We start from the raw sequence: 24450 nt of genomic DNA, 5'->3' as shown, positions 1-24450 counted from the left end.
GCAGCCAGGAGCGGCTGCGAAACGGTGATGCGGATCAGGTTATTTGCTGCTCAATTGCAGGTTGGCGGCGGCCGGTTTGCCGTCGAACGTGGTCACCCCTTCGAGCCAGCGCTGCTGGTCTTGCGGGTGATCCTTGAGCCACTGCCTGGCGGACTCGAGGGCGTCCTTGTGATCCAGCAACGGCTGCATCATTCGGCTCTCGTCGGCGGCAGTGAAGGTCAGGTTGGTCAGCAGCTTGTGGACGTTGGGGCACTGCTCGGCATAGTTCGGCGCGGTAACGCTCCACACGGTGGCCATGCCTTCGTTCGGGCCCAGGGCATCGTCGCTGCCGGTGAGGTAAGTCATGGCGACGTTGACGTTCATCGGGTGCGGCGCCCAGCCGAAGAACACCACCGCTTCCTTGCGGCGCACCGCGCGGTCGACGGCGGCGAGCATGCCGGCTTCACTGGATTCCACCAGCTGGAACTTGCCGAGGCCGAACTGATTCTTGGCGATCATGGCCTTGATCTGGGTGTTGGCGCCCGAGCCAGGCTCGATGCCGTAGATCTTGCCGCCCAGCTCTTTCTCGAACTTGGCGATGTCGGCGAAGGTTTTCAGGCCTTTGTCGGCGAGGTACGTGGGAACTGCGAGGGTGGCGCGGGCGTCTTCCAGGCTCGGCTTGTCGAGGACCTTGACCTGCTTGGCGTCGACGAACGGCGTGATGGTCTGGGTCATCAGCGGGTTCCAGTAGCCAAGGAACAGGTCCAGGCGCTGGTCGCGGATGCCGGCGAAGATGATTTGCTGGGAAGCGCTGGTCTGTTTGGTCTTGTAGCCGAGGCCGTCGAGCAACACTTGGGTCATGGCGCTGGTGGCGATTACGTCGGTCCAGTTCACCACGCCCATGCGCACGTTCTGGCAAGAGGCCGCATCGGCAGCCAGGACGTTCGTGCTCAAAATGGCGCTGGCGCTGAATGCGAGCACGCAGCGGCTGATCAGTCGGTTCATGGTGGATCCCTCGGCAGGTCGTTATTGTGGGGTCCGGCGTCTTTGTGCGCCGTGAGGCCAAGTTACGCAGCTTGCAGGTCGAGAAAACGCACGGCGGCGACTCGCTCTTGCACTGCAGCGACCTGCCCCCTTGAATCCGCCCATGAACGGGAGTATCACAGTGCCACGCTGCCCGTCCGACGAGAGCGCCACCATGTCCCAGGATTTCTACTTTCTGCTGATGCCGGGTTTCTCGGCCATCGGTTTTATCTCCGCGTTGGAGCCGCTGCGGGTCGCCAACCGCTTTCGTGGTGAGCTGTACCGCTGGCACATACTGAGCGCCGATGGAGGGGCGGTACTGGCGAGCAATGGCATGTCGGTCAACGCCGATGCCGCGCTGGAACCCCTGAAAAAAGGCGCGACGCTGCTGGTGGTGGCCGGCTTCGAGCCGCTGCAGTTCGCCACGCCTGCGCTGGAGCACTGGCTGCGCCGCCTCGACCACGATGGCGTGACCCTCGGCGCCATCGACACCGGTGCGTGTGTGCTGGCCGAAGCCGGTTTGCTCGACGGCCACCGGCTGACCCTGCACTGGGAAGCCATCGACGCCTTCAAGGAATCGTATCCACAGCTCACCGTGACCCAGGAGCTGTTCGAGATCGACCGCCGACGCATCACCTGCGCCGGCGGCACCGCTTCCATCGACCTGATGCTTGACCTGATCGCCCAGGCCCACGGCCCGGACCTGGCGATCCAGGTCTCCGAGCAATTCGTGCTCGGGCGTATTCGCCCACGCAAAGACCACCAGCGCATGCAGATCGCTACGCGCTATGGCATCAACAACAAGAAGTTGGTGCAGGTGATCGGCGAAATGGAGCAGCACACCGAACCGCCCCTGAGCACCCTGGCCCTGGCGGAGGCGATCAAGGTCACGCGGCGCCAGCTGGAGCGCTTGTTTCGCCTGCACCTGAACGACACACCGAGCAACTTCTACCTCGGCCTGCGCCTGGAAAAAGCCCGGCAACTGCTGCGCCAGAGCGATATGAGCGTGCTGGAAGTGAGCATTGCCTGCGGGTTTGAGTCGCCGTCGTACTTCACCCGGAGTTATCGGGCGCGGTTTGCGAAATGTCCGCGGGAGGACCGGCGACGGGAGGCGGTTTGACGGCCAATTATAGTAGATTATACTCGCTACTATAATTTATAGTCCTTTGCATAATTGAGTATAAAACCATGTCCAAGCACAGCGGCTTTGTATTCCGCCGTCCCGCCCTGGCCAGCAGCATTGCCGATGGCCTGGTGGGGGCTGGCATCCAGGATTTCACCTCGGGTCTGTTTCTAGCGGCGCCGCGTCGCACGGGCAAAAGTACGTTTTTGCGTGAAGACCTGATCCCGGAGTGCCAGCTGCGCGGTTGGCTGGCGGTGTATGTCGATCTGTGGGCCGACAAAGAAAAAGACCCTGCGGAGTTGATCGCCAGTGCAATCGCCGCCGCGCTGGTGCCCTATGAAAAGGGCATTCGCAAGCTGGCCAAGAACATTGGCATCGAGAAATTAAGCTTCCTGCGTACCCTGTCCTGGGATTTCACCAAGCCACAATTGCCCGTCGGTGCGACGCTGACCCAAGCCTTGGAATTGCTCCACAGTGCTGCGGAAAAACCCGTTGTGCTGGTGATTGACGAAGCGCAGCACGCCTTGACCACCGAGTCAGGCATCAATGCGATGTTCGCGCTGAAGGCCGCCCGGGACCAGCTAAATCAAGGGCGTGACGAGGAGGGCAGCGGTTTGCACCTGGTGTTCACCGGTTCCAACCGCGACAAGCTGGCCCATTTGGTGCTGGGCAAGAGTCAGCCTTTCTTCGGGTCCAGCATCACGCCGTTCCCGTTGCTCGGCAAAGAGTTCACGCGAGCCTACACCGCGCACCTCAACGCACATTTGGCTAAAACCAATCAGTTCAACGCCGCCGACATTGATGACGCCTTCGAGCTGGTAGGTCGTCGCCCCGAAATGCTGCGCACCATTATTGGCGAAGTGGCGCTGGAGCTGGGCGAAGCGAGCAACCTGGGCCAGTTGCTGCACAGTCGCGCCGAATTTCTGCGCGCCGGCGTGTGGACTGAATTCGAAAGTGCCTGGAACAACCTCACCGTCCCCCAGCGAGCCGTGCTCGAGGTCATGGTGCAGCGCTCGCAGAACAACGAACCCTTTGCGCCGTTCACCGACAGCACCCTCACGGCGGTGAGCAAGGCGCTGGAGGCCATGGGCAGCGATGTGGTGCCGGGCACCCAGACGATTCAGGCCTGTATCGATGCCCTGCGCGACAAGGAACTGGTGTGGAAGTCGAGCCGGGGCGGCTATGCCCTGGAGGACAAAACCTTCGGCGATTGGCTGCTGCGCAAGCGCTGAAGGGCAGCGCAGGTCAAATGTAGGAGCTGGCTCGCCTGCGATAGCGGTCGATCAGGCAGTGCAGGGTTGTCTGGCAAACCGTCATCGCCGGCAAGCCAGCTCCTACAGGGGGTTGGTGTGTGGCTTATTTCTTCAGCAGGGCCGAACACGCCGCCTTATAGGCTTCATGCTGATACTTGTTCAACGAGGCCGGCAGCTCGAAGTTGTGTTTCTTGTTCTGTGCATTGATGGTCTGCGGCGACAGCAGCGTCACTTCAACCCCCTCCAGCAACTGAAACACGCCTTCGATCTTGAACGTGGTCGGGCCGCCGGCGAACTCGCCTTTCTTGCTGCGCTTCTTGATCGCGATCCGGGTGATGGCGTTGGCCTGCACGAACGCCTTCACCTGTGCCGCAAAGGCTTTGACGTTGGCGGCTTCATCGTCGTCTTCAAGCGCGATTTTCTTGGTGGCCAGGGCGATGTGGGCCAGCGCCTGGTTATCCAGGGAGGCAACGGCGATGATGGCTTCGCTGCCTTTGATTTCGATGCCGCAGAGAGTCATGAGTAGCCTTGATTCAAGAGGAAAGTGACGGGGATTGTCGCTTATTCCTGCCCGATCGACTCCAAAAACTCCGACCGCTCATCACTCATCCGCGCCAGGCAGTCATTTTGCGCAATCGCGTAGGCCTTGGTCCCGTTCACCGCTGGGAAGGTGTCCACGGCGCAGTCGGCGTCACGCAGTTTTTCCCACTTTTGCTGGGCATCCTTCAGACGAGCGGTAATGTCGGCGAGTTTGGTCTTGTCGCTGCCATAGGTCGAACCCATGCGTTCCAGCAGGCCCTGGTAGTTATCCTTGAGCAGCTGTTCGGCGGTGGTTTTGTTGTAGGTGGCGCATTCCAGGGTTTGCTTGTCGTTTTCGATGCCATCGCACGGCGTGCTGTCGGTGTCTTCGGCCGCGTGGACGCCGGTTGCGATGAGTGCCAAAGCCAGGAAAATCGATTTCATTGCGCCGTCTCATATCAGGTGATGCGGAATTCTGGCTCAAGCGTAAGACAAATAACAGCCGCCAGTCAGACACCTCTTAACAGCCTTTGTCGCGGATTGACGCTTTCGGCAATTCCCCTGTCGTTTTTGCACCCGGCTCGGGTTTGCCCTGGGCATATGCTGGCCCCAAAGCGCCGGCAGACGATTCGGCGCATGAATCGCCAATAAGGGGACGCCTGATGAGCCCAGCCGAATTGCACGCCGACAGCATCGTTATCGACGGGCTGATTATTGCCAAGTGGAACCGCGACCTGTTCGAGGACATGCGCAAAGGTGGCCTCACCGCCGCCAACTGCACCGTGTCGGTGTGGGAAGGGTTCCAGGCCACGATCAACAACATCGTCGCCAGCCAGACCCTGATCCGCGAGAACAGCGACCTGGTGATCCCGGTGAAAACCACCGCTGACATCCGCAAGGCCAAGGAGCAGGGCAAGACCGGCATCATCTTCGGCTTCCAGAACGCCCATGCGTTTGAAGACCAGTTGGGCTATGTCGAGATCTTCAAGCAGCTCGGCGTCGGTGTGGTGCAGATGTGCTACAACACCCAGAACCTGGTGGGTACCGGCTGCTACGAACGCGATGGCGGCCTGTCGGGCTTCGGACGCGAGGTGGTCGCCGAAATGAACCGCGTCGGCATCATGTGCGACCTGTCCCACGTCGGCTCCAAGACTTCCGAAGAAGTCATCCTCGAATCGAAAAAACCGGTGTGCTACTCCCACTGCCTGCCTTCCGGCCTGAAAGAGCACCCGCGCAACAAGTCCGACGAAGAACTCAAGTTCATTGCCGACCATGGCGGTTTTGTCGGCGTGACCATGTTCGCGCCGTTCCTCGCCAAGGGCATCGATTCGACGATCGACGACTACGCCGAAGCCATCGAATACACCATGAATATCGTCGGCGAAGATGCCATCGGCATCGGCACCGACTTCACCCAGGGCCATGGCCAGGATTTCTTCGAAATGCTGACCCATGACAAGGGCTACGCCCGCCGCCTGACCAGCTTCGGCAAGATCATCAATCCGCTGGGCATTCGCACCGTGGGCGAGTTCCCCAACCTCACCGAGACCCTGCTCAAGCGCGGCCACAGCGAGCGCGTGGTGCGCAAGATCATGGGCGAGAACTGGGTCAACGTCTTGAAGGACGTTTGGGGCGAGTGAATACCTCCGGAGCCTACTCCGCTCGCCGATAGCTGCGTCAGGTCCTCGCGCCAAACTCGCCGTACGTCCCGTACTGCCTCGCTTGTCGCTCCGGTCCTTCCTTGCTCTCGACGTGCTCGCTACGGCTCCAAAGTCATTCACACGGCTTGTTTATAAGAGCAAAGCAAAAGCTTTGCTAAGCACTGAAAACGAATTTTCTGGAGTTAAGTTTCCATGGCCAAGATCGCCCCGCAATTGCCTATCGAAGTCGACAGCGAAACCGGTGTCTGGACCTCCGACGCCCTGCCGATGCTGTACGTGCCGCGCCATTTCTTCGTCAACAACCACATCGGTATCGAAGAAGTGCTGGGCGCCGAGGCCTATGCCGAGATCCTCTACAAGGCCGGCTACAAATCCGCCTGGCACTGGTGTGAAAAAGAAGCCGAATGCCACGGCCTGGAAGGCGTCGCGGTGTTCGAGCACTACATGAAGCGCCTGTCGCAACGTGGCTGGGGCCTGTTCAAGATCCAGGACATCGACCTCGACAAAGGCACGGCCAGCGTCAAGCTCGAACACTCGGCGTTTGTCTACGTGTACGGCAAGGTCGGGCGCAAGGTCGACTACATGTTCACCGGCTGGTTTGCCGGCGCGATGGACCAGATCCTGCAGGCACGCGGCAGCAGCATTCGCACGGTAGCCGAGCAAGTCTACGGCGGCTCCGAAGAGGGCCACGACGACGGCCTGTTCACCGTCAAGCCGTTGTAAGTCGAGGAACCCTGCCATGGCTTTCGAAGCAATGTTCGCGCCGATCCAGATCGGCAAACTGACCATTCGCAACCGCGTGCTCAGTACCGCCCACGCCGAGGTGTATGCCACCGACGGCGGCATGACCACCGACCGCTATGTGAAGTACTACGAAGAGAAAGCCAAGGGCGGGATCGGCCTGGCGATCTGCGGCGGGTCTTCCAGTGTGGCCATCGACAGCCCGCAAGGCTGGTGGAAATCGGTGAACCTGGCCGACGACCGCATCATCCCGCACTTTCAGAACCTGGCCGATGCCATGCACAAGCATGGCGCCAAGATCATGATCCAGATTACCCACATGGGCCGCCGCTCGCGCTGGGACGGCGAGCATTGGCCGACCCTGCTGTCGCCCTCGGGCATCCGCGAGCCGGTGCACCGTGCGACCTGCAAGACCATCGAGCCGGAAGAAATCTGGCGCGTGATCGGCAACTACGCCACGGCGGCGGCACGCGCCAAGGCCGGTGGCCTGGACGGGGTGGAACTGTCGGCGGTGCACCAGCACATGATCGACCAGTTCTGGAGCCCGCGGGTCAACAAGCGCACCGACGAATGGGGCGGCAGCTTTGAAAACCGCATGCGCTTCGGCCTGGAAGTGTTGAAGGCGGTGCGTAAGGAAGTCGGTCCGGATTTCTGCGTCGGCATTCGTTTGTGTGGCGATGAATTCCACCCGGACGGCCTGTCCCACGAGGACATGAAGCAGATCGCCAAGTACTACGACGACACTGGCATGCTCGACTTCATCGGTGTGGTCGGCTCGGGGTGCGACACCCACAACACCCTGGCCAACGTGATCCCCAACATGAGTTATCCACCGGAGCCGTTCCTGCACCTGGCGGCCGGTATCAAGGAAGTGGTCAAGGCCCCGGTGCTGCACGCGCAGAACATCAAGGACCCGAACCAGGCCACGCGGATTCTGGAAGGCGGCTACGTCGACATGGTCGGCATGACCCGTGCGCACATCGCCGACCCGCACCTGATCGCCAAGATCAAGATGGGCCAGGTCGACCAGATCAAGCAGTGCGTCGGCGCCAACTACTGCATCGACCGCCAGTACCAGGGCCTGGATGTGCTGTGCATCCAGAACGCTGCGACATCCCGTGAGTACATGGGCGTGCCGCACATCATCGAGAAGTCCACCGGGCCCAAACGCAAAGTCGTGGTGGTCGGTGCCGGCCCGGCCGGGATGGAAGCCGCACGGGTGGCTGCAGAACGGGGCCACGACGTGACCCTGTTCGAGAAGAAAGACTTTATCGGTGGGCAAATCACCACCGCTTCCAAAGCCCCGCAACGCGACCAGATCGCCGGCATCACCCGCTGGTTCCAGCTGGAGTTGGCGCGCCTGAACGTGGACCTGCGCCTGGGCGTGGCGGCGAATGCCGACGCGATCCTCGACCTGCGCCCGGATGTGGTGGTGCTGGCCGTCGGCGGGCATCCGTTCCTGGAACAGAATGAACACTGGGGCACAGCCGAAGGCCTGGTGGTCAGCAGCTGGGACGTGCTCGACGGCAAGGTTGCGCCGGGCAAGAACGTGCTGGTGTACGACACCATCTGCGAATTCACCGGCATGTCGGTGGCGGACTTCCTGGCGGACAAGGGCAGCCAGGTCGAGATCGTCACCGACGACATCAAGCCCGGCGTGGCCGTCGGCGGTACGTCGTTCCCGACCTACTACCGCAGCATGTACCCCAAGGAAGTGATCATGACCGGCGACATGATGCTGGAAAAGGTCTACCGCGAAGGCGACAAGCTGGTGGCGGTGCTGGAGAACGAATACACCGGCGCCAAAGAGGAGCGGGTGGTCGACCAGGTGGTGGTCGAGAACGGCGTGCGCCCGGATGAAGAACTCTATTACGGGTTGAAAGCCGGCTCGCGCAACAAGGGCCAGATGGACATCGAAGCCCTGTTCGCGATCAAGCCGCAGCCGTGTTTGAGCGAGGCGGGTGAGGGTTACTTGCTGTTCCGCATCGGTGACTGTGTAGCGCAGCGCAATACCCACGCCGCGATCTATGACGCCCTGCGCCTGTGCAAGGATTTCTGACCCAACACCGAACCAATGTGGACTCGGTCAAAAATGTGGGAGCTTCACCATGTTGAACACCTTGCTTCCTGTTCTTTTGTTCGCAGCGATAGGCCTCGCCGTCCTCGGCGCCCTGCGCCGGGTGAACATGTGGCGCCGTGGCCGTGCATCCAAAGTCGACCTGCTGGGCGGCCTGCTGGCCATGCCCAAGCGCTACATGGTCGACCTGCACCACGTGGTCGCCCGTGACAAATACATCGCCAACACCCACGTCGCCACCGCCCTGGGCTTTGTGCTCTCGGCGTTGCTGGCGATCCTGGTGCATGGGTTCGGCCTGCATAACCGCATCCTCGGCTACGCCTTGCTGCTGGCTTCGGTGTTGATGTTTGTCGGTGCCATGTTCGTCTACCTGCGTCGGCGCAACCCGCCTGCGCGGCTGTCCAAAGGCCCGTGGATGCGCCTGCCGAAAAGCCTGATGGCGTTTTCGGTGAGTTTCTTCCTGGTGACGTTGCCGGTGGCCGGGGTCCTGCCGGCGGACTTCGGCGGCTGGCTGCTCGCTGCGCTGCTGAGCGTCGGCGTGCTGTGGGGCGTGTCCGAAATGTTCTTCGGCATGACCTGGGGCGGCCCGATGAAACACGCCTTCGCGGGCGCCTTGCACCTGGCCTGGCACCGCCGGGCCGAGCGCTTCGGTGGCGGCCGCTCCACCGGCTTGAAACCGCTGGACCTCAGCGACAAGACCGCGCCATTGGGGGTGGAAAAACCCAAGGATTTCACCTGGAACCAACTGCTCGGCTTCGACGCCTGCGTGCAGTGCGGCAAGTGCGAGGCCGCGTGCCCGGCATTCGCCGCCGGCCAGCCGCTGAACCCGAAAAAGCTGATCCAGGACATGGTGGTCGGCCTGGCCGGCGGCACCGATGCCAAGTTCGCCGGCAGCCCTTATCCCGGCAAGCCTGTCGGCGAACACAGCGGCAACCCGCACCAACCGATCGTCAATGGCCTGGTGGACGCCGAGACCCTGTGGTCCTGCACCACCTGCCGCGCCTGCGTGGAAGAGTGCCCGATGATGATCGAGCACGTGGACGCCATCGTCGACATGCGCCGCCACCTCACCCTGGAAAAAGGCGCCACGCCGAACAAGGGCGCCGAGGTCCTGGAAAACCTGATCGCCACCGACAACCCCGGCGGCTTTGCGCCGGGCGGGCGCCTGAACTGGGCGGCGGATTTGAACCTGCCATTGCTCAGCGACAAAGGCCGCGCCGACGTGCTGTTCTGGGTCGGCGACGGCGCATTCGACATGCGTAACCAGCGCACCCTGCGGGCTTTCGTCAAAGTACTCAAGGCCGCCAAGGTCGACTTCGCCGTGCTCGGCCTCGAAGAGCGCGACAGCGGCGACGTGGCCCGTCGTCTCGGCGATGAAGCCACCTTCCAACTGCTGGCCACGCGCAATATCCAGACCCTGGCCAAGTACAGCTTCAAGCGCATCGTCACCTGCGACCCGCACAGTTTCCATGTGCTGAAAAATGAGTACGGCGCCTTCAACGGTGACTACGTGGTGCAGCACCACAGCACCTTCATGGCCGAGTTGATCGGCGACGGCGCGCTGAACCTGGGCCAGCACAAGGGCAACAGCGTGACCTATCACGACCCGTGCTACCTGGGGCGCTACAACGGCGAATACGAGGCGCCGAGCCAGGTGCTGCGCGCGCTGGGCATCGAGGTCAAGGAGATGCAACGCTCGGGCTTCCGTTCACGCTGCTGCGGCGGCGGTGGTGGTGCGCCGATCACCGACATCCCCGGCAAGCAACGTATCCCCGATATGCGCATGGAGGACATCCGCGAAACCGGCGCCGAGCTGGTCGCCGTGGGCTGTCCGCAATGCACTGCGATGCTGGAAGGTGTGGTCGAACCGCGCCCGATGATCAAGGACATCGCCGAACTGGTGGCTGACGCGTTGCTTGAAGACGCCACACCGGCCAAGCCCCTGAAACGCGAACCTGCGGAGGTGCACTGATGAGCGACATTATCCGCCGCGACCCACGGGCCGAATGGATCGCCCGCAACCGCCTGCACCCGTTGCATGCGGCGATGCAGCCGGCGCAACACAGCTGGATGGGGCCTAACGGTGTGATTCGCAAAAACGTCCACGGTGTCGGGTTCATCGGCCCCAACGGCATCAAGCGCATCGACCGCAGCGGCGCCCAGCAGGGCGGCGCAGCCAAGCGTACGGCGGCGGTGCAGGTGCAGTTGCCGCTGCACCAGGTGCCTGCGCCGGCGTTCTACATCAACGTGGTGCCGGACATGGTCGGCGGCCGCCTGAGCAGCCACGACCGCGACCTGCTCGGCCTCGCGCGGCAACTCGCCGGCAGTGACGGCGCGGTGCTGGCGGTGGTGTTTGGCGAGCACAAGGAAAGCGCCTTTGCCACGGCCGGGGTGGATCGCCTGCTCGTGCTCGACGGCCACGAATTCGACGGTTATGCACCGGAACAACGCGTGCAGGGCCTGCGTGCTGTGGATAACCAGTTCAACCCGCGTCATTGGTTGCTGCCCGACAGTCGCAGCGGTGGCGGTGAGTTGGGTCGGCGCTTTGCCGCCAGCCTCAAGGAACGCCCGGCCACGCGGGTGTGGCAGATCAAGGGGCAGGAGTGCATCGGCCGCGCCGGGGCAGGCCAGGAGGACTTGGCGCGACCGCTGCCGCGCCTGATCCTGGCCGCCGCCGAGTGCGCCGAGCCGGTCAGCGAGACCCGCCACGAAGTGTTGCCCGTGGAGTTATCCACAAGCCTGGCGCGCAGCCTGCCGCGCATCGAAGACCTCGGCGCGGTGGCGGTGGACCCGGCAGCGATTCCGATGGCCGAGGCCGAATTCATTTTCTCTGGCGGCAATGGCGTGAAGGACTGGGCGCTCTTCCACCAGACCGCCGCTGCATTGGGCGCCACCGAAGGCGCATCGCGCGTGGCGGTGGACGACGGCTTCATGGCCCGCGATCGCCAGGTCGGCGCCAGCGGCACCTGGGTGACGGCGCGGGTGTACGTGGCCGTGGGGATTTCCGGGGCGATCCAACACCTGCAAGGTATCGGTGCCTGCGACAAGGTGGTGGCGATCAACCTCGACGCCGGCTGCGACATGATCAAGCGTGCCGACCTGTCGGTAATCGGCGACAGCGCCGCGATTCTGCAAGCCTTGATCGATGCGGTGCAGACATACCGCAACGGCGCCAAGCGCGATGCGGCTTAAGGATATGGCCATGACCACGAATGTAATCAGCCTGGTGTCCATCGGCGCCCACCCGACCTCTGGCCGCCCACGTCGCGCCGAACAGGACGCGCGCGCGGTCGAGTTGGGCCTGCAGATGGCGGGGGACAAATTGCAGGTGCTGCACGCCGGCGATATCCACGAGCCGACCTTGCGCAGCTACCTGGGCATGGGTTTGCCGCAGCTGCACGTGCTCGAACAACCGGCCGGCGCTGATGCCTTACCGGTGCTCAGTGATTATTTGCGCGAGGCCGGCGCCCAGGTGGTGCTCACCGGCAGCCAGGCTGAAACCGGCGAAGGCTCGGGAATGTTGCCGTTCCTGCTGGCCGAGCAGTTGGGCTGGCCGCTGATTGTCGGCCTGGCGCAGGTGGAGTCCATTGATGGCGGCGTGGCCCACGTGCTGCAAGCCTTGCCCCGTGGCCAGCGGCGCCGCCTGAAGGTACGCCTGCCGTTCCTGGCGACTGTGGATAACGCCGCGCCCAAGCCACGACAAAGCGCCTATGGCCCCGCGCAACGCGGCGAGCTGGCGGCCCATGAGGTTGAGGTCGAGCAGGACGAGTTATTCACCGGCGCGCTGTTGCAGCCGGCCAAGCCACGGCCCAAGCGCCTCAAGGTGATCAAGGCCAAGAGTGGCGCTGACCGCATGAAGGCGGCCACGGCCAAGGCCAGCGGCGGCGGCGGGCAAGTACTCAAGGGCGTGAGCGCCGAAGAGGGCGCCCAGGCCATTCTCAAGCTGCTCATCGAAGAAGGCGTCGTGCGCTGATTCAGGGCATTACGAGGCCTGTGTGGGAGCTGGCTTGCCTGCGATGGCTTCATCGCGGTCTTGCCCTGGACCGGGTCGCCTGCATCGCGGGCAAGCCCGCTCCCACAGGAAAGCCGGTTGGGCCAGTGTTTTGCGGCGCGCCTGAAGGATTACCCACAATCCCTGTTGATCCACCTGTGGATAACCTGTTCGCGGTTGTCCACACCCCCTGCAAATCAAGCCCTGTAGCCCTCTGTATGAAAAACAACCAGCCTAACTGACGGTTTTTCCTTGGGTTTTTCTCTTATTCAGCGCCTCTCTGTCCACAGACTTTCCCCCAAAGTCTGTTGGCGCTTCTGTGGATAAGATGTTCGCTATCGGCTGCAGGCCATATAAACAGGGGCTTTCAAGTTGTTGGTCGAAATATGATCAATTAGGCAGTATTACCGGCTGTGTGAGCCTGGATACCCCGGTTTATGAAGGTTTGAAGCGGTTTTCCACAGCGCTGGCAAAGTTGCCCCCAAAGTCTGTTGGTGCTTCTGTGGATAAGGTGTTTGCGTACCGCTGAAGCCCACGGATTATGTGGCTTGCAAAGGATTGGTCAAAAAGTGATCAATAGGTCTCTGGAACCGTGAGCTTGAATAAGTCACGGATTTTCTTCAGTTAATTTTGGGCGGGTTGCGCAGTTGCCCACAATTGCTGTGGGTGGCTTTGTGGATAAGTTGTTGGGTAAAGGCTGGAGGGCACAGTGGTAAAGGGGTGTAGCGGAGTTGATCAATTATTGATCACTGCGTGGGACTAAAAGTGGGAGCGGGCTTGCCCGCGAAAGCGGTTTGCCAGTCGTACAATTTACCGGCTGATCCACCCCTTTCGCGAGCAAGCCCGCTCCCACATTTTTATCTGTGGTGTGTCAGTTACTCGTGAACCGCAACGCCCTTGAGGTAAGGCGCGGGCGCCGCCCCCAGGTTGTTGAGCATGCGCTCGCTGTACCAGTCCACGAAGTTCACCACGCCAAATTCATAGGTCTTCGAGTACGGTCCTGGCTGATAGGCCGTGGAGTTGATGCCGCGCTGGTTCTCTTCGGCCAGGCGCCGATCCTGGTCGTTGGTGGCGTCCCACACCTGGCGCATGCGCTCCACGTCGTAGTCCACGCCTTCGACGGCGTCCTTGTGCACGATCCACTTGGTGGTGACCATGGTTTCCTGGGCGCTGATCGGCCACACGGTGAACACGATGATGTGGTCGCCCATGCAGTGGTTCCACGAGTGCGGCAAGTGCAGGATGCGCATCGAGCCCAGGTCGGGGTTCTTGATGCGGCCCATGAGCTTGGCGCAGCCCTGCTTGCCGTCCAGGGTCATCGACACGGTGCCCTTGAGCAAAGGCATGCGCACGATACGGTTGCGCAGGCCGAAGCTGGCGTGGGCGTAAGGGATTTTCTCGGCATCCCAGGCGGCGGCCGAGGCGGCGACGTGGTCCTTGAAGGCCTGGTCGGCGCGCGGGTCGGTGACGTCGTCCCATTCCAGCAGGGTTTTCAACAGCTCCGGGTGCGACGCGTTGCAGTGGTAGCACTCGCGGTTGTTTTCCAGCACCAGTTTCCAGTTGGCTTTTTCCATCAAGGTGGTTTGCACCGCCACCTTGGTGTTCTCCATGTCGTACGGTTCCATGTAGTGATTGAGCGTCGACAGGAAGTCATCGATGGCCGGCGGATTCTCGGCCAGGCTGATGAAGATGTAGCCGCCGGCGGTCTTCACGTTCACTGGCTTGAGGCCGTACTGCTTCATATCGAAGTCGGCGCCCATCTCGGTGCCGGCGAACAGCAGGCGGCCGTCCAGCTCGTAGGTCCATTGGTGGTAGTGGCACACCAGTTTGGCGACCTTGCCCTTGTCGCTGGTGCACAGGCGCGAGCCCCGGTGGCGGCACACGTTATGGAACGCATGCACGACGCCTTCGGCGCCACGGATCACGATGATCGGGTTCTTGCCCACTTGCAGGGTCAGGTAGTTGCCCTTGGTAGGGATTTCGCAGGTCATGCCGGCGATCAACCACTCTTTCTGGAAAATCTCCTGCATGTCGATATCGAACAGCCGTTCGTCAGAGTAGAACGGCTGCGGCAGCGAGAAGGTGCGCTCGCGCTCTTGCAGCATTTGCGCGGTGGCCTTGCGTGCGGGTTCCAGCGGATCGCCCAAGCTCAGGGTTGCGGTGACGTCCATCGTGTGTGTCCTCATGGCCATTCTGTGTGGCCGGGATAAGTGGCTACGGTTGTTGCTGTGCAAGGCGTAAAGAAAGCGTCGTTGTTGGGAGCGAGTGTGGGGCCGCCGATGCCCTGAACCTTATCCATGAGCGACATGGCCCACTCTGATCCCGACGCGCAACCCCCGTGGTATGGGGGCTGGTCGCGATAAGTATGTGAATGTCGCAGATAGGTAAATGGGTGGTTCTCGCGTTACGCAGAATCGCCACCATCAGGCCGACACACGGCTACGGAGAACAGCATGTCCAACAGCTTCCTGAATCCGGTCACCACCCAGACCTGGGCCAATGGTCGACACATCGTCCGTTGCGTCAAAGTCATCCAGGAAACCTGGGACGTGCGCACCTTCTGCTTCATGGCCGACCAGCCGATCCTGTTCTTTTTCAAGCCGGGCCAGTTCGTGACCCTGGAGCTGGAAATCGACGGCCAGCCGATCATGCGCTCCTACACCATTTCCAGTTCACCGTCGGTGCCTTACAGCTTCTCGGTGACCATCAAGCGCGTGCCGGGTGGGCGTGTGTCCAACTGGCTGCACGACACCCTGCATGAAGGCCAGGAACTGGCGGTGCACGGTCCGGTGGGGTTGTTCAATGCCATCGACTTCCCGAGCCCGAAAGTGCTGTACCTCAGCGGTGGCGTGGGGATTACCCCGGTGATGTCCATGGCGCGCTGGTTCTACGACACCAACGCCAACGTCGACATGACGTTTATCCACAGCGCCCGTTCGCCCAAGGACATCATTTACCACCGCGAGCTGGAACACATGGCGTCGCGGATCGACAACTTCAGCCTGCACCTGATCTGCGAGAAACACGGGCTGGGCGAGCCCTGGGCCGGTTATCGCGGCTACTTGAACCACAAGATGCTCGAGCTGATGGTGCCGGACTTCCTGGAGCGCGAAGTATTCTGCTGCGGCCCCACGCCTTATATGAACGCAGTGAAGCGCCTGCTGGAAGCTGCCGGTTTCGACATGGCGCGCTACCACGAGGAATCCTTCGGCGCGACGCCGCCGGAAGCGCGCGCCGATGCGGTGGAGCAAGCCGAACAAGCGGCCGATGCACCGGAAATCGACCTGGCGGACCTGCACCAGGTGGAGTTCATTGCCTCGGGCAAGAGCATTCGCGTGGCTCCTGGCGAAACCGTCCACGCAGCGGCGGCCAAGCTTGGGCTGTTGATCCCCAAGGCCTGCGGCATGGGCATCTGCGGAACATGCAAAGTGATGAAGCTGGGCGGGGAGGTCGAGATGGACCACAACGGCGGGATCACCGAGGAAGACGAAGCCGAAGGCTACATCCTGTCGTGCTGCAGTGTGCCCAAGGGTGATGTGCGCATCGAATTCTGATTTACCACGCGCTTAAGCGAGCACGATCCAATGTGGGAGCGGGCTTGCCCGCGAATGCGGTGTATCAGTCAAAATCTCCAGCGACTGACACTCCGCTTTCGCGAGCAAGCCCGCTCCCACAGTTTTACCGGGTTACATCAGTGATGGCTGGGTGACTGGGGAATGCTCAAGCTAACGGTTACTGGGCATAGATATGCACGACGAAGTGCTGGCCTGATGCTGTCAATTCGTAGACTTTGTCGTAGATCCGCAAGGTCCTGGATGGTTCGCGGATGGTGTCACCGACTTTTGCGTATTTGCGAAACTCATCCCAATCAATGACGGTGGTGCTGATGGTGCCGTCGCCTTGCAGGTTGTTAGTGTTGTTTTGATATTCCATGGTGTAGTCCTCTGCTGGAGTTCCATTTCCGGCCGATTGTTCGGCAGGCGGTGTTACCCGAAAGGGGGTCGCTGCAGCGGCCTTTTCCTTCCGGGTTCCAAGAGGCTAGTCAACGAAAAGCGGGTCCGCTGCTGTCAGAAATATCAAAAAACAGTCTCGGCATTCGGCCAGTATTCGCTGGCCTTTTTCCTACGTTAAGCGTTCATCACTTCCCGAATATCCGCAGCCAATTCTCTTACGCGCTCTTCTTCGGTATCCCACGCACACATGAAGCGCGCACCGCCTTTGCCGATGAAGGTGTAGAAGCGCCAGCCCTTGGCCGTGAGTGCGGCGATGGCCGGTTCCGAGAGTTGCAGGAACACGCCGTTGGCCTGTACCGGGAACATCAATTCCACACCCGGAATGTCTGCCACCAGGCTGCTCAGCAGCTGCGCGCAGTGGTTGGCATGGCGTGCGTGTTTGAGCCAGGCGTCGTTTTCCAGCAGGCCCACCCACGGCGCGGAGAGGAAGCGCATTTTCGACGCCAGCTGGCCGGCCTGTTTGCAGCGGTAGTCGAAGTCTTCGGCCAGTTTGTGGTTGAAGAACAGGATCGCTTCGCCCACCGCCATGCCGTTCTTGGTCCCGCCAAAGCACAGCACGTCGACCCCGGCTTTCCAGGTCAGGTCGGCCGGCGAGCAGCCGAGGAACGCGCAGGCGTTGGAGAAGCGTGCGCCGTCCATGTGCAGGTTCAGGCCCAGCTCCTTGCAGGTAACGCTGATCGCGCGGATTTCTTCCGGGGTGTACACGCTGCCGACTTCGGTGGCTTGGGTCAAGGTGACCACGCGCGGTTTGGGGTAGTGGATGTCCTGGCGCTTGAGGGCGATCTCACGGATCGATTCCGGGGTCAGCTTGCCGTTTTCGGTGCGCGCGGTGAGCAGCTTGGAGCCGTTGGAGAAAAACTCCGGTGCGCCACATTCGTCGGTTTCGACGTGGGCGGTTTCCGAGCAAATCACGCTATGGTAGCTCTGGCACAACGAGGACAGCGCCAGCGAGTTGGCTGCAGTCCCGTTGAAGGCGAAGAACACTTCGCAGTCGGTTTCAAACAGATTGCGGAAACCGTCGGCGGCGCGATGGGTCCATTCATCATCGCCGTAGGCGCGTTGATGGCCCTGGTTGGCTTGTTCCATGGCGGCCCAGGCTTCCGGGCAGATGCCCGAATAGTTGTCGCTGGCGAATTGTTGGCTCTTGTCGGTCATGGCCCATTCCTGTGGTCGATGTTGGTGCGCACTGTAACCAAGATTGTCGGGCGTGCGCACGCACTGTAAATGCAAAGTCACTGGGGAATTATGCACGGCACTGAAACGATTCCTGTCAGACGCGTCCGTGATGGCGCCCTGGACCTGCTCAAGTGGCTGGCGCTGCTGTGCATGGTGCTTGATCACCTGCGCTATGTCGGGCTGAGCCTGGATGGCCTGTACGTACCGGGACGCCTGGCGTTCCCGTGGTTTTGCCTGGCGATTGCGGCGAATTTGCATCGGGTCAAGGGCGCGCCGGTGACGGGCCAATGGCGCTATCTGGGCTGGTTGCTGCTGTTCAGCGTGATCAGTGAAGTGCCGTACCGTCTGTTTATCGACGACGCCGATACCTTGAACGTGCTGCCGACCCTCGCGCTGGGTCTGCTGGTTGCCCGAGGATGGCAGCAGAAGGCGCTGGTTGATCGAGGATTGGCGCTGATTGCGTTAGTTGTCGCCGGTGTATTTTCGGCCAAACTCATGTTCGGTTTCTTTGGCGTCGTGCTGCCGCTGGCGATGCTCGTGGTGTTCCGCCGGCCCTGGTATTTCAGCATATTGCCGGGCCTGGTATGCGTGGCTGCCAATCAATGGCAGATCCTGCTCAATAGCGGCACGCCAGTGGCGTTAATGGGATTGGCGACATGCCTGATTGCGCCATTGGCCGGAGTGGTCTTGTTGCGACATGGCGGGCAGGTGTCGCCCCCCGCCATGCGCCGCTGGGCGTATGCGCTTTATCCAGCGCATTTCCTGCTGCTGCTACTCCTTCGAAAGATCATCGCCTAACCCCTGTGGGAGCGGGCTTGCTCGCGAAAGCGGTGTGTCAGGCTGCACCTATATTGGCTGGCCCACCGCATTCGCGAGCAAGCCCGCTCCCACATTTGTTTCGTGTCGCTCATCTAATGTCGTAAACGCACCTTTGCGTGGCGTCCGTAGGCATTTGACCTGCGGGCGCCAGCCCTACCATCGCATCAAAGGGCCCTGCGAGGGCCTCAACAATACGAAAGGCTGGGAGAGACGCGATGTTCAGCAAAAAAGACCAGATCCAGGGATATGACGACGCACTGCTGGCGGCCATGAATGCCGAGGAGCAGCGCCAGGAAGATCATATCGAGCTGATCGCGTCGGAGAACTACACCAGCAAACGCGTGATGGAAGCCCAGGGCAGCGGCCTCACCAACAAATACGCCGAAGGCTACCCGGGCAAGCGCTACTACGGCGGCTGCGAGCACGTGGACAAGGTCGAGGTGCTGGCGATCGAACGCGCCAAGCAACTGTTCGGCGCCGATTACGCCAACGTGCAGCCGCACTCCGGCTCGTCCGCCAACAGCGCGGTGTACCTGGCGCTGCTGAACGCCGGTGACACCATCCTCGGCATGAGCCTGGCCCACGGCGGTCACCTGACCCACGGCGCCAAGGTGTCGTCCTCGGGCAAGCTGTACAACGCGGTGCAATACGGCATCAACACCGACACCGGCCTGATCGACTACGACGAAGTCGAGCGCCTGGCGGTGGAGCACAAGCCGAAGATGGTCGTCGCCGGTTTCTCCGCGTACTCCAAGACCCTGGATTTCCCCCGTTTTCGCCAGATTGCCGACAAGGTCGGGGCGTTGCTCTTCGTCGACATGGCTCACGTCGCCGGCCTGGTTGCCGCCGGCCTGTACCCGAACCCGCTGCCGTACGCTGATGTGGTCACCACCACTACCCACAAGACCCTGCGCGGCCCGCGCGGCGGTTTGATCCTGGCCAAGTCCAACGAAGAGATTGAGAAAAAACTCAACTCCGCGGTATTCCCCGGCGCCCAGGGCGGCCCGCTGATGCACGTGATCGCCGGCAAGGCCGTGTGCTTCAAGGAAGCGCTGGAGCCTGGCTTCAAGGCCTACCAGCAACAGGTCATCGACAACGCCCAGGCCATGGCCGAGGTGTTTATCAAGCGGGGCTACGATGTGGTGTCCGGCGGCACTGACAACCACTTGTTCCTGGTCAGCCTGATCCGCCAGGGCCTCACCGGCAAAGAGGCGGACGCCGCCCTCGGTCGCGCCCACATCACCGTCAACAAGAACGCCGTGCCGAATGACCCGCAGTCGCCGTTCGTGACCTCGGGCCTGCGTATCGGCACCCCGGCGGTGACCACGCGTGGTTTCAAAGTGGCGCAGTGCATCGAACTGGCCGGCTGGATCTGCGACATCCTCGACAACCTCGGCGACGCCGACGTCGAGGCCAACGTGGCCAAGCACGTGTCTGCCCTGTGCGCTGATTTCCCGGTTTATCGCTGAGCGCGGTTTTGGAGTAATGACTATGCAACGCTACTCGGGCTTCGGCCTCTTCAAGCACTCACTCAGCCACCACGAAAACTGGCAGAAGATGTGGCGCACGCCGACCCCTAAAAAGGTCTACGACGTGGTCATCGTCGGCGGTGGCGGGCATGGCCTGGCGACCGCCTACTACCTGGCCAAGGAACACGGCATCACCAACGTGGCCGTGGTCGAGAAAGGCTGGCTGGGCGGCGGTAACACCGCGCGCAACACCACCATCGTGCGTTCCAACTACCTGTGGGACGAGTCGGCGCACCTCTACGAACACGCGATGAAGCTCTGGGAAGGTTTGTCCCAGGACCTGAACTACAACGTGATGTTCTCCCAGCGTGGCGTCTACAACCTGTGTCACACCCTGCAGGACATCCGAGATTCCGAGCGCCGCGTGAGTGCCAACCGCCTCAACGGCGTGGACGGCGAACTGCTCAACGCCAAGCAAGTGGCCGATGAGATCCCGTACCTCGACTGCTCGAAAAATACCCGCTACCCGGTGATGGGCGCCACTGTGCAACGGCGTGGCGGCGTGGCCCGTCACGATGCCGTGGCCTGGGGCTTTGCCCGCGCCGCTGATGCACTCGGCGTGGACTTGATCCAGCAGACCGAAGTGATCGGTTTCCGCAAGGAAAACGGCGTGTGCATCGGCGTGGAGACCAACAAGGGCTTCATCGGCGCCAAGCGCGTCGGCGTGGTCACCGCCGGTAATTCCGGGCACATGGCTTCGCTCGCGGGCTTTCGCCTGCCGATCGAATCCCACCCGTTGCAAGCACTGGTGTCGGAGCCGATCAAGCCGATCATCGACAGCGTGATCATGTCCAACGCCGTGCACGGCTACATCAGCCAGTCCGACAAGGGCGACCTGGTGATCGGCGCGGGTATCGACGGCTACAACGGCTACGGCCAGCGCGGCTCTTACCCGGTGATCGAACACACCATCCAGGCCATCGTCGAGATGTTCCCGGTGCTGTCGCGCGTGCGCATGAACCGCCAATGGGGCGGCATCGTCGACACCACGCCGGACGCCTGCCCGATCATCTCCAAGACCCCGGTCCCGAACATGTTCTTCAACTGCGGTTGGGGCACCGGTGGCTTCAAGGCCACGCCGGGCTCAGGCAACGTGTTTGCCGCCAGCCTCGCCAAGGGTGAAATGCACCCGCTGGCAGCGCCTTTCTCCATCGACCGTTTCCACAACGGTGCGTTGATCGATGAACACGGCGCTGCAGCCGTCGCTCACTAACAGGAGAAATTCCCTATGTTGCATATCTTCTGTCCTCACTGCTTTGAGCTGCGCTCCGAAGAGGAATTCCACGCGTCCGGCCAGGCGCATATCCCGCGCCCGCTGGACCCGAATGCCTGCACCGACGAAGAGTGGGGCGACTACATGTTCTTTCGCGATAACCCGCGTGGCCTGCACCACGAGCTGTGGATCCACGCCGCCGGGTGCCGCCAGTATTTCAACGCCACCCGCGACACCGTGACCTACGAAATTCTTGAAACCTACAAGATAGGCACCAAGCCGCAATTCACCGCCAAGGCTTCTGGAGAGAAGGTATGAGCCAGATCAATCGCCTGTCCAACGGTGGCCGGATCGACCGGAACAAAGTGCTGAGCTTCAGCTTCAATGGCCAGAGCTACAAAGGCTTTGAAGGCGACACCCTGGCCGCAGCCCTGCTGGCCAACGGCGTCGACATCATCGGCCGCAGCTTCAAGTATTCCCGCCCGCGCGGCATCTTTGCCGCCGGTGCCGAAGAGCCGAACGCGGTGCTGCAGATCGGCGCCACCGAAGCCACCCAGATTCCCAACGTGCGCGCTACCCAACAGGCGCTGTACCAAGGCCTGGTCGCCACCAGCACCAACGGCTGGCCGAGCGTCAACAACGACATGATGGGCATTCTCGGCAAGGTCGGCGGCAAGCTGATGCCGCCGGGTTTCTACTACAAAACCTTCATGTACCCGCAGTCGTTCTGGATGACGTACGAGAAGTACATCCGCAAGGCTGCCGGCCTGGGCCGCTCGCCGACCGAGAATGACCCGGACACCTACGACAACATGAACCGTCACTGCGACGTGCTGATTGTCGGCGCCGGCCCTGCCGGTTTGGCCGCTGCACTGGCCGCCGCGCGCAGCGGTGCCCGCGTGATCATCGCCGACGAGCAGGAAGAGTTCGGCGGCTCGTTGCTGGATTCGCGCGAGAGCCTCGACGGCAAGCCGGCCACCGAGTGGGTTGCCAGCGTCATCGCCGAGTTGAAAGCCCTGCCGGACGTGGTGCTGCTGCCTCGCGCGACCGTCAACGGCTACCACGACCATAACTTCCTGACCATTCACGAGCGCCTTACCGATCACCTCGGCGACCGTGCGCCGATCGGCCAGGTGCGCCAGCGTATCCACCGTGTGCGTGCCAAGCGCGTGGTGCTGGCGACCGGCGCGTGCGAGCGCCCGCTGGTGTACGGCAACAACGATGTGCCGGGCAACATGCTCGCCGGTGCGGTCTCGACTTACGTGCGCCGCTACGGCGTGGCTCCGGGCAAGAAGCTGGTGCTGTCGACCAACAACGACCACGCCTATCGCGTGGCGCTGGACTGGTTCGACGCTGGCCTGCAAGTGGTCGCCGTGGCCGATGCGCGCCACAACCCACGCGGCGCGCTGGTGGAAGAGGCCCGTGCCAAAGGCATTCGCATCCTCACCGGCAGCGCCGTGATCGAGGCCCGTGGCAGCAAGCACGTGACCGGCGCCCGCGTGGCGGCCATCGACGTCAAGGCGCATAAAGTCAGCAGCCCCGGCGAGTGGCTGGACTGCGACCTGGTCGCCAGCTCCGGCGGCTACAGCCCGGTGGTCCACCTGGCTTCGCACCTGGGCGGCAAGCCGACCTGGCGTGAAGACATCCTCGGCTTCGTCCCGGGCGAAGCGCCGCAGAAGCGCGTGTGCGTCGGTGGTATCAACGGCGTCTACGGCCTCGGCGATTCCCTGGCGGATGGTTTTGAAGGCGGCGTGCGCGCGGCCAGCGACGCCGGTTTCGCACCGGTGGAAGGCACCTTGCCGAAAGCCTTGAGCCGTCTGGAAGAGCCGACACTGGCGTTGTTCCAGGTGCCCCATGAGAAAGCTACCGCGCGGGCGCCCAAGCAATTTGTGGATTTGCAGAATGACGTCACCGCCGCCGCCATCGAACTCGCGACCCGCGAAGGTTTCGAGTCGGTCGAGCACGTCAAGCGCTACACCGCGCTGGGCTTCGGCACCGACCAGGGCAAGCTGGGCAACGTCAATGGCCTGGCCATCGCCGCCCGTTCGCTGAACGTGACCATCCCGCAGATGGGCACCACCATGTTCCGTCCCAACTACACGCCGGTGACCTTCGGCGCCGTCGCGGGCCGCCACTGTGGGCACATCTTCGAGCCGGTGCGCTACACCGCGTTGCAAGCCTGGCACGTGAAAAACGGCGCCGAGTTTGAAGACGTCGGCCAGTGGAAACGCCCGTGGTACTTCCCGCGTAACGGTGAAGACCTGCACGCTGCCGTGAAGCGCGAGTGCCTGGCCGTGCGCGACAGTGTCGGCCTGCTCGATGCATCCACCCTCGGCAAGATCGACATCCAGGGCCCGGACGCGCGTGAGTTCCTCAACCGCATCTACACCAACGCGTGGACCAAGCTCGATGTGGGCAAGGCGCGCTACGGCCTGATGTGCAAGGAAGACGGCATGGTCTTCGACGACGGCGTCACCGCCTGCCTCGCCGACAACCACTTCCTGATGACCACCACCACCGGCGGCGCCGCGCGCGTGCTGCAGTGGCTGGAGATCTACCAGCAGACCGAGTGGCCAGACCTCAAGGTGTACTTCACTTCGGTCACCGACCACTGGGCGACCATGACCCTGTCTGGTCCCAATAGCCGCAAGCTGTTGAGTGAAGTGACCGACATCGACCTGGACAAGGACGGCTTCCCGTTCATGACCTGGAAGGAAGGCCTGGTCGGCGGTGTGCCGGCGCGGGTGTTCCGCATCTCGTTTACCGGCGAGCTGTCGTACGAAGTCAACGTGCAGGCCGACTATGCGATGGGTGTGCTGGAGAAAATCGTCGAGGCCGGCAAAAAGTACAACCTCACGCCCTACGGCACCGAGACCATGCACGTGCTGCGGGCCGAGAAGGGCTTCATCATCGTCGGCCAGGATACGGACGGCTCGATGACCCCGGACGACCTGAACATGGGTTGGTGTGTCGGTCGCACCAAGCCGTTCTCCTGGATCGGCTGGCGCGGGATGAACCGTGAAGACTGCGTGCGCGAAGAGCGCAAGCAACTGGTGGGCTTGAAGCCGATCGATCCGAACGTGTGGCTGCCGGAAGGCGCGCAACTGGTGTTCGATCCGAAGCAGACGATCCCGATGAAGATGGTTGGCCACGTCACCTCAAGTTATGCGCACAACTCGCTGGGTTATTCGTTTGCGATGGCGGTGGTGAAGGGCGGCTTGAAGCGCATCGGCGAGCGGGTGTTTTCGCCGCAGGCCGACGGCAGCGTGATCGAGGCGGAGATCGTGTCTTCGGTGTTCTTTGACCCGAAAGGCGAGCGCCAGAACATCTGAC

20 protein-coding genes are annotated in these 24450 nt (G+C 62.1%); 14 read left to right on the top strand and 6 right to left on the bottom strand.

Going from position 1 to position 24450, the window contains the following annotated elements; genetic code table 11:
- Positions 1–39 precede the first annotated feature (39 nt).
- Positions 40–984 carry a choline ABC transporter substrate-binding protein gene (locus AC07SI_RS20965; RefSeq protein ID WP_495006437.1) on the bottom strand — a complete coding sequence of 315 codons (945 nt, stop codon included), beginning with the start codon at positions 982–984 and terminating at the stop codon, positions 40–42.
- Between the two features lie 193 nt (positions 985–1177).
- Between AC07SI_RS20965 and AC07SI_RS20960 the strand changes: the two genes are divergently transcribed.
- Positions 1178–2122 carry a GlxA family transcriptional regulator gene (locus AC07SI_RS20960; protein WP_065904801.1) on the top strand — a complete coding sequence of 315 codons (945 nt, stop codon included), beginning with the start codon at positions 1178–1180 and terminating at the stop codon, positions 2120–2122.
- Positions 2123–2190: 68 nt separating this feature from the next.
- Positions 2191–3357 carry an AAA family ATPase gene (locus tag AC07SI_RS20955; protein WP_065904792.1) on the top strand — a complete coding sequence of 389 codons (1167 nt, stop codon included), beginning with the start codon at positions 2191–2193 and terminating at the stop codon, positions 3355–3357.
- Positions 3358–3481: 124 nt separating this feature from the next.
- Here AC07SI_RS20955 and AC07SI_RS20950 read toward each other — a convergent pair whose 3' ends face one another.
- Both AC07SI_RS20950 and AC07SI_RS20945 read right to left on the bottom strand, forming a co-directional pair.
- On the bottom strand, positions 3482–3898 hold the full coding sequence (locus tag AC07SI_RS20950; RefSeq protein ID WP_065904790.1) for a DUF3010 family protein: 417 nt from the start codon (positions 3896–3898) through the stop codon (positions 3482–3484).
- A gap of 41 nt (positions 3899–3939) precedes the next feature.
- Positions 3940–4341 carry a lysozyme inhibitor LprI family protein gene (locus tag AC07SI_RS20945; protein ID WP_034109800.1) on the bottom strand — a complete coding sequence of 134 codons (402 nt, stop codon included), beginning with the start codon at positions 4339–4341 and terminating at the stop codon, positions 3940–3942.
- A 218-nt stretch (positions 4342–4559) separates the two neighbouring features.
- Between AC07SI_RS20945 and AC07SI_RS20940 the strand changes: the two genes are divergently transcribed.
- The 6 genes from AC07SI_RS20940 (at position 4560) to etfB (ending at position 12349) form a co-directional block, all read left to right on the top strand.
- Entirely contained in the window at positions 4560–5537 is a 978-nt protein-coding gene (locus AC07SI_RS20940; protein ID WP_065904789.1) for a dipeptidase, read from the top strand.
- A 213-nt stretch (positions 5538–5750) separates the two neighbouring features.
- Positions 5751–6281, top strand: coding sequence for a DUF5943 domain-containing protein (locus AC07SI_RS20935; protein ID WP_065904787.1), 531 nt, complete (start codon positions 5751–5753; stop codon positions 6279–6281).
- A gap of 16 nt (positions 6282–6297) precedes the next feature.
- Positions 6298–8358 carry a dimethylglycine demethylation protein DgcA gene (dgcA, locus tag AC07SI_RS20930; protein ID WP_495006436.1) on the top strand — a complete coding sequence of 687 codons (2061 nt, stop codon included), beginning with the start codon at positions 6298–6300 and terminating at the stop codon, positions 8356–8358.
- Between the two features lie 49 nt (positions 8359–8407).
- Entirely contained in the window at positions 8408–10348 is a 1941-nt protein-coding gene (gene dgcB / locus AC07SI_RS20925; protein ID WP_495006435.1) for a dimethylglycine demethylation protein DgcB, read from the top strand.
- On the top strand, positions 10348–11568 hold the full coding sequence (gene etfA / locus AC07SI_RS20920; protein ID WP_213552691.1) for an electron transfer flavoprotein subunit alpha: 1221 nt from the start codon (positions 10348–10350) through the stop codon (positions 11566–11568). Before dgcB ends, etfA begins: the two co-directional genes overlap by 1 nt.
- A gap of 10 nt (positions 11569–11578) precedes the next feature.
- Positions 11579–12349: an electron transfer flavoprotein subunit beta gene (etfB, locus tag AC07SI_RS20915; protein ID WP_120450242.1), complete on the top strand. Its 771-nt coding sequence runs from the start codon at positions 11579–11581 to the stop codon at positions 12347–12349.
- Between the two features lie 893 nt (positions 12350–13242).
- Here the strand turns inward: etfB and gbca are convergent.
- Entirely contained in the window at positions 13243–14538 is a 1296-nt protein-coding gene (gene gbca / locus AC07SI_RS20910; protein WP_065904777.1) for a glycine betaine monooxygenase oxygenase subunit, read from the bottom strand.
- A gap of 282 nt (positions 14539–14820) precedes the next feature.
- Between gbca and gbcB the strand changes: the two genes are divergently transcribed.
- Positions 14821–15921: a glycine betaine monooxygenase reductase subunit gene (gbcB, locus tag AC07SI_RS20905; protein WP_495006434.1), complete on the top strand. Its 1101-nt coding sequence runs from the start codon at positions 14821–14823 to the stop codon at positions 15919–15921.
- A 178-nt stretch (positions 15922–16099) separates the two neighbouring features.
- Here the strand turns inward: gbcB and AC07SI_RS20900 are convergent, their stop codons facing one another.
- Both AC07SI_RS20900 and AC07SI_RS20895 read right to left on the bottom strand, forming a co-directional pair.
- Positions 16100–16300 (bottom strand): hypothetical protein, encoded by a 201-nt coding sequence (locus AC07SI_RS20900; RefSeq protein ID WP_065904771.1) that lies wholly within the window; start codon positions 16298–16300, stop codon positions 16100–16102.
- 194 nt (positions 16301–16494) lie between these two features.
- Positions 16495–17535: a threonine aldolase family protein gene (locus tag AC07SI_RS20895; RefSeq protein WP_065929441.1), complete on the bottom strand. Its 1041-nt coding sequence runs from the start codon at positions 17533–17535 to the stop codon at positions 16495–16497.
- A gap of 90 nt (positions 17536–17625) precedes the next feature.
- On the opposite strand from AC07SI_RS20895, the gene AC07SI_RS20890 reads away from it, so the two are divergent.
- The 5 genes from AC07SI_RS20890 to AC07SI_RS20870 all read left to right on the top strand — a co-directional run bounded on the left by AC07SI_RS20890 (position 17626) and on the right by AC07SI_RS20870 (position 24449).
- Complete coding sequence (locus tag AC07SI_RS20890) at positions 17626–18354, top strand: TraX family protein (RefSeq protein ID WP_495006433.1); 729 nt, start codon at positions 17626–17628, stop codon at positions 18352–18354.
- 236 nt (positions 18355–18590) lie between these two features.
- The gene (gene glyA, locus AC07SI_RS20885; RefSeq protein WP_495006432.1) at positions 18591–19844 is read left to right on the top strand and encodes a serine hydroxymethyltransferase; all 1254 of its coding nucleotides are present in this window, start codon (positions 18591–18593) and stop codon (positions 19842–19844) included.
- A 22-nt stretch (positions 19845–19866) separates the two neighbouring features.
- Positions 19867–21117 carry a sarcosine oxidase subunit beta gene (locus AC07SI_RS20880; protein ID WP_003209185.1) on the top strand — a complete coding sequence of 417 codons (1251 nt, stop codon included), beginning with the start codon at positions 19867–19869 and terminating at the stop codon, positions 21115–21117.
- A gap of 15 nt (positions 21118–21132) precedes the next feature.
- Positions 21133–21435: a sarcosine oxidase subunit delta gene (locus AC07SI_RS20875; protein ID WP_065904766.1), complete on the top strand. Its 303-nt coding sequence runs from the start codon at positions 21133–21135 to the stop codon at positions 21433–21435.
- On the top strand, positions 21432–24449 hold the full coding sequence (locus AC07SI_RS20870) for a sarcosine oxidase subunit alpha (protein WP_495006431.1): 3018 nt from the start codon (positions 21432–21434) through the stop codon (positions 24447–24449). The genes AC07SI_RS20875 and AC07SI_RS20870 overlap by 4 nt, the downstream gene beginning before the upstream one ends.
- Position 24450 lies beyond the last annotated feature (1 nt).

Source organism: Pseudomonas sp. GW821-FHT05D12 (assembly GCF_059419825.1).
This window is presented reverse-complemented; position numbering and strand designations above follow the sequence as displayed.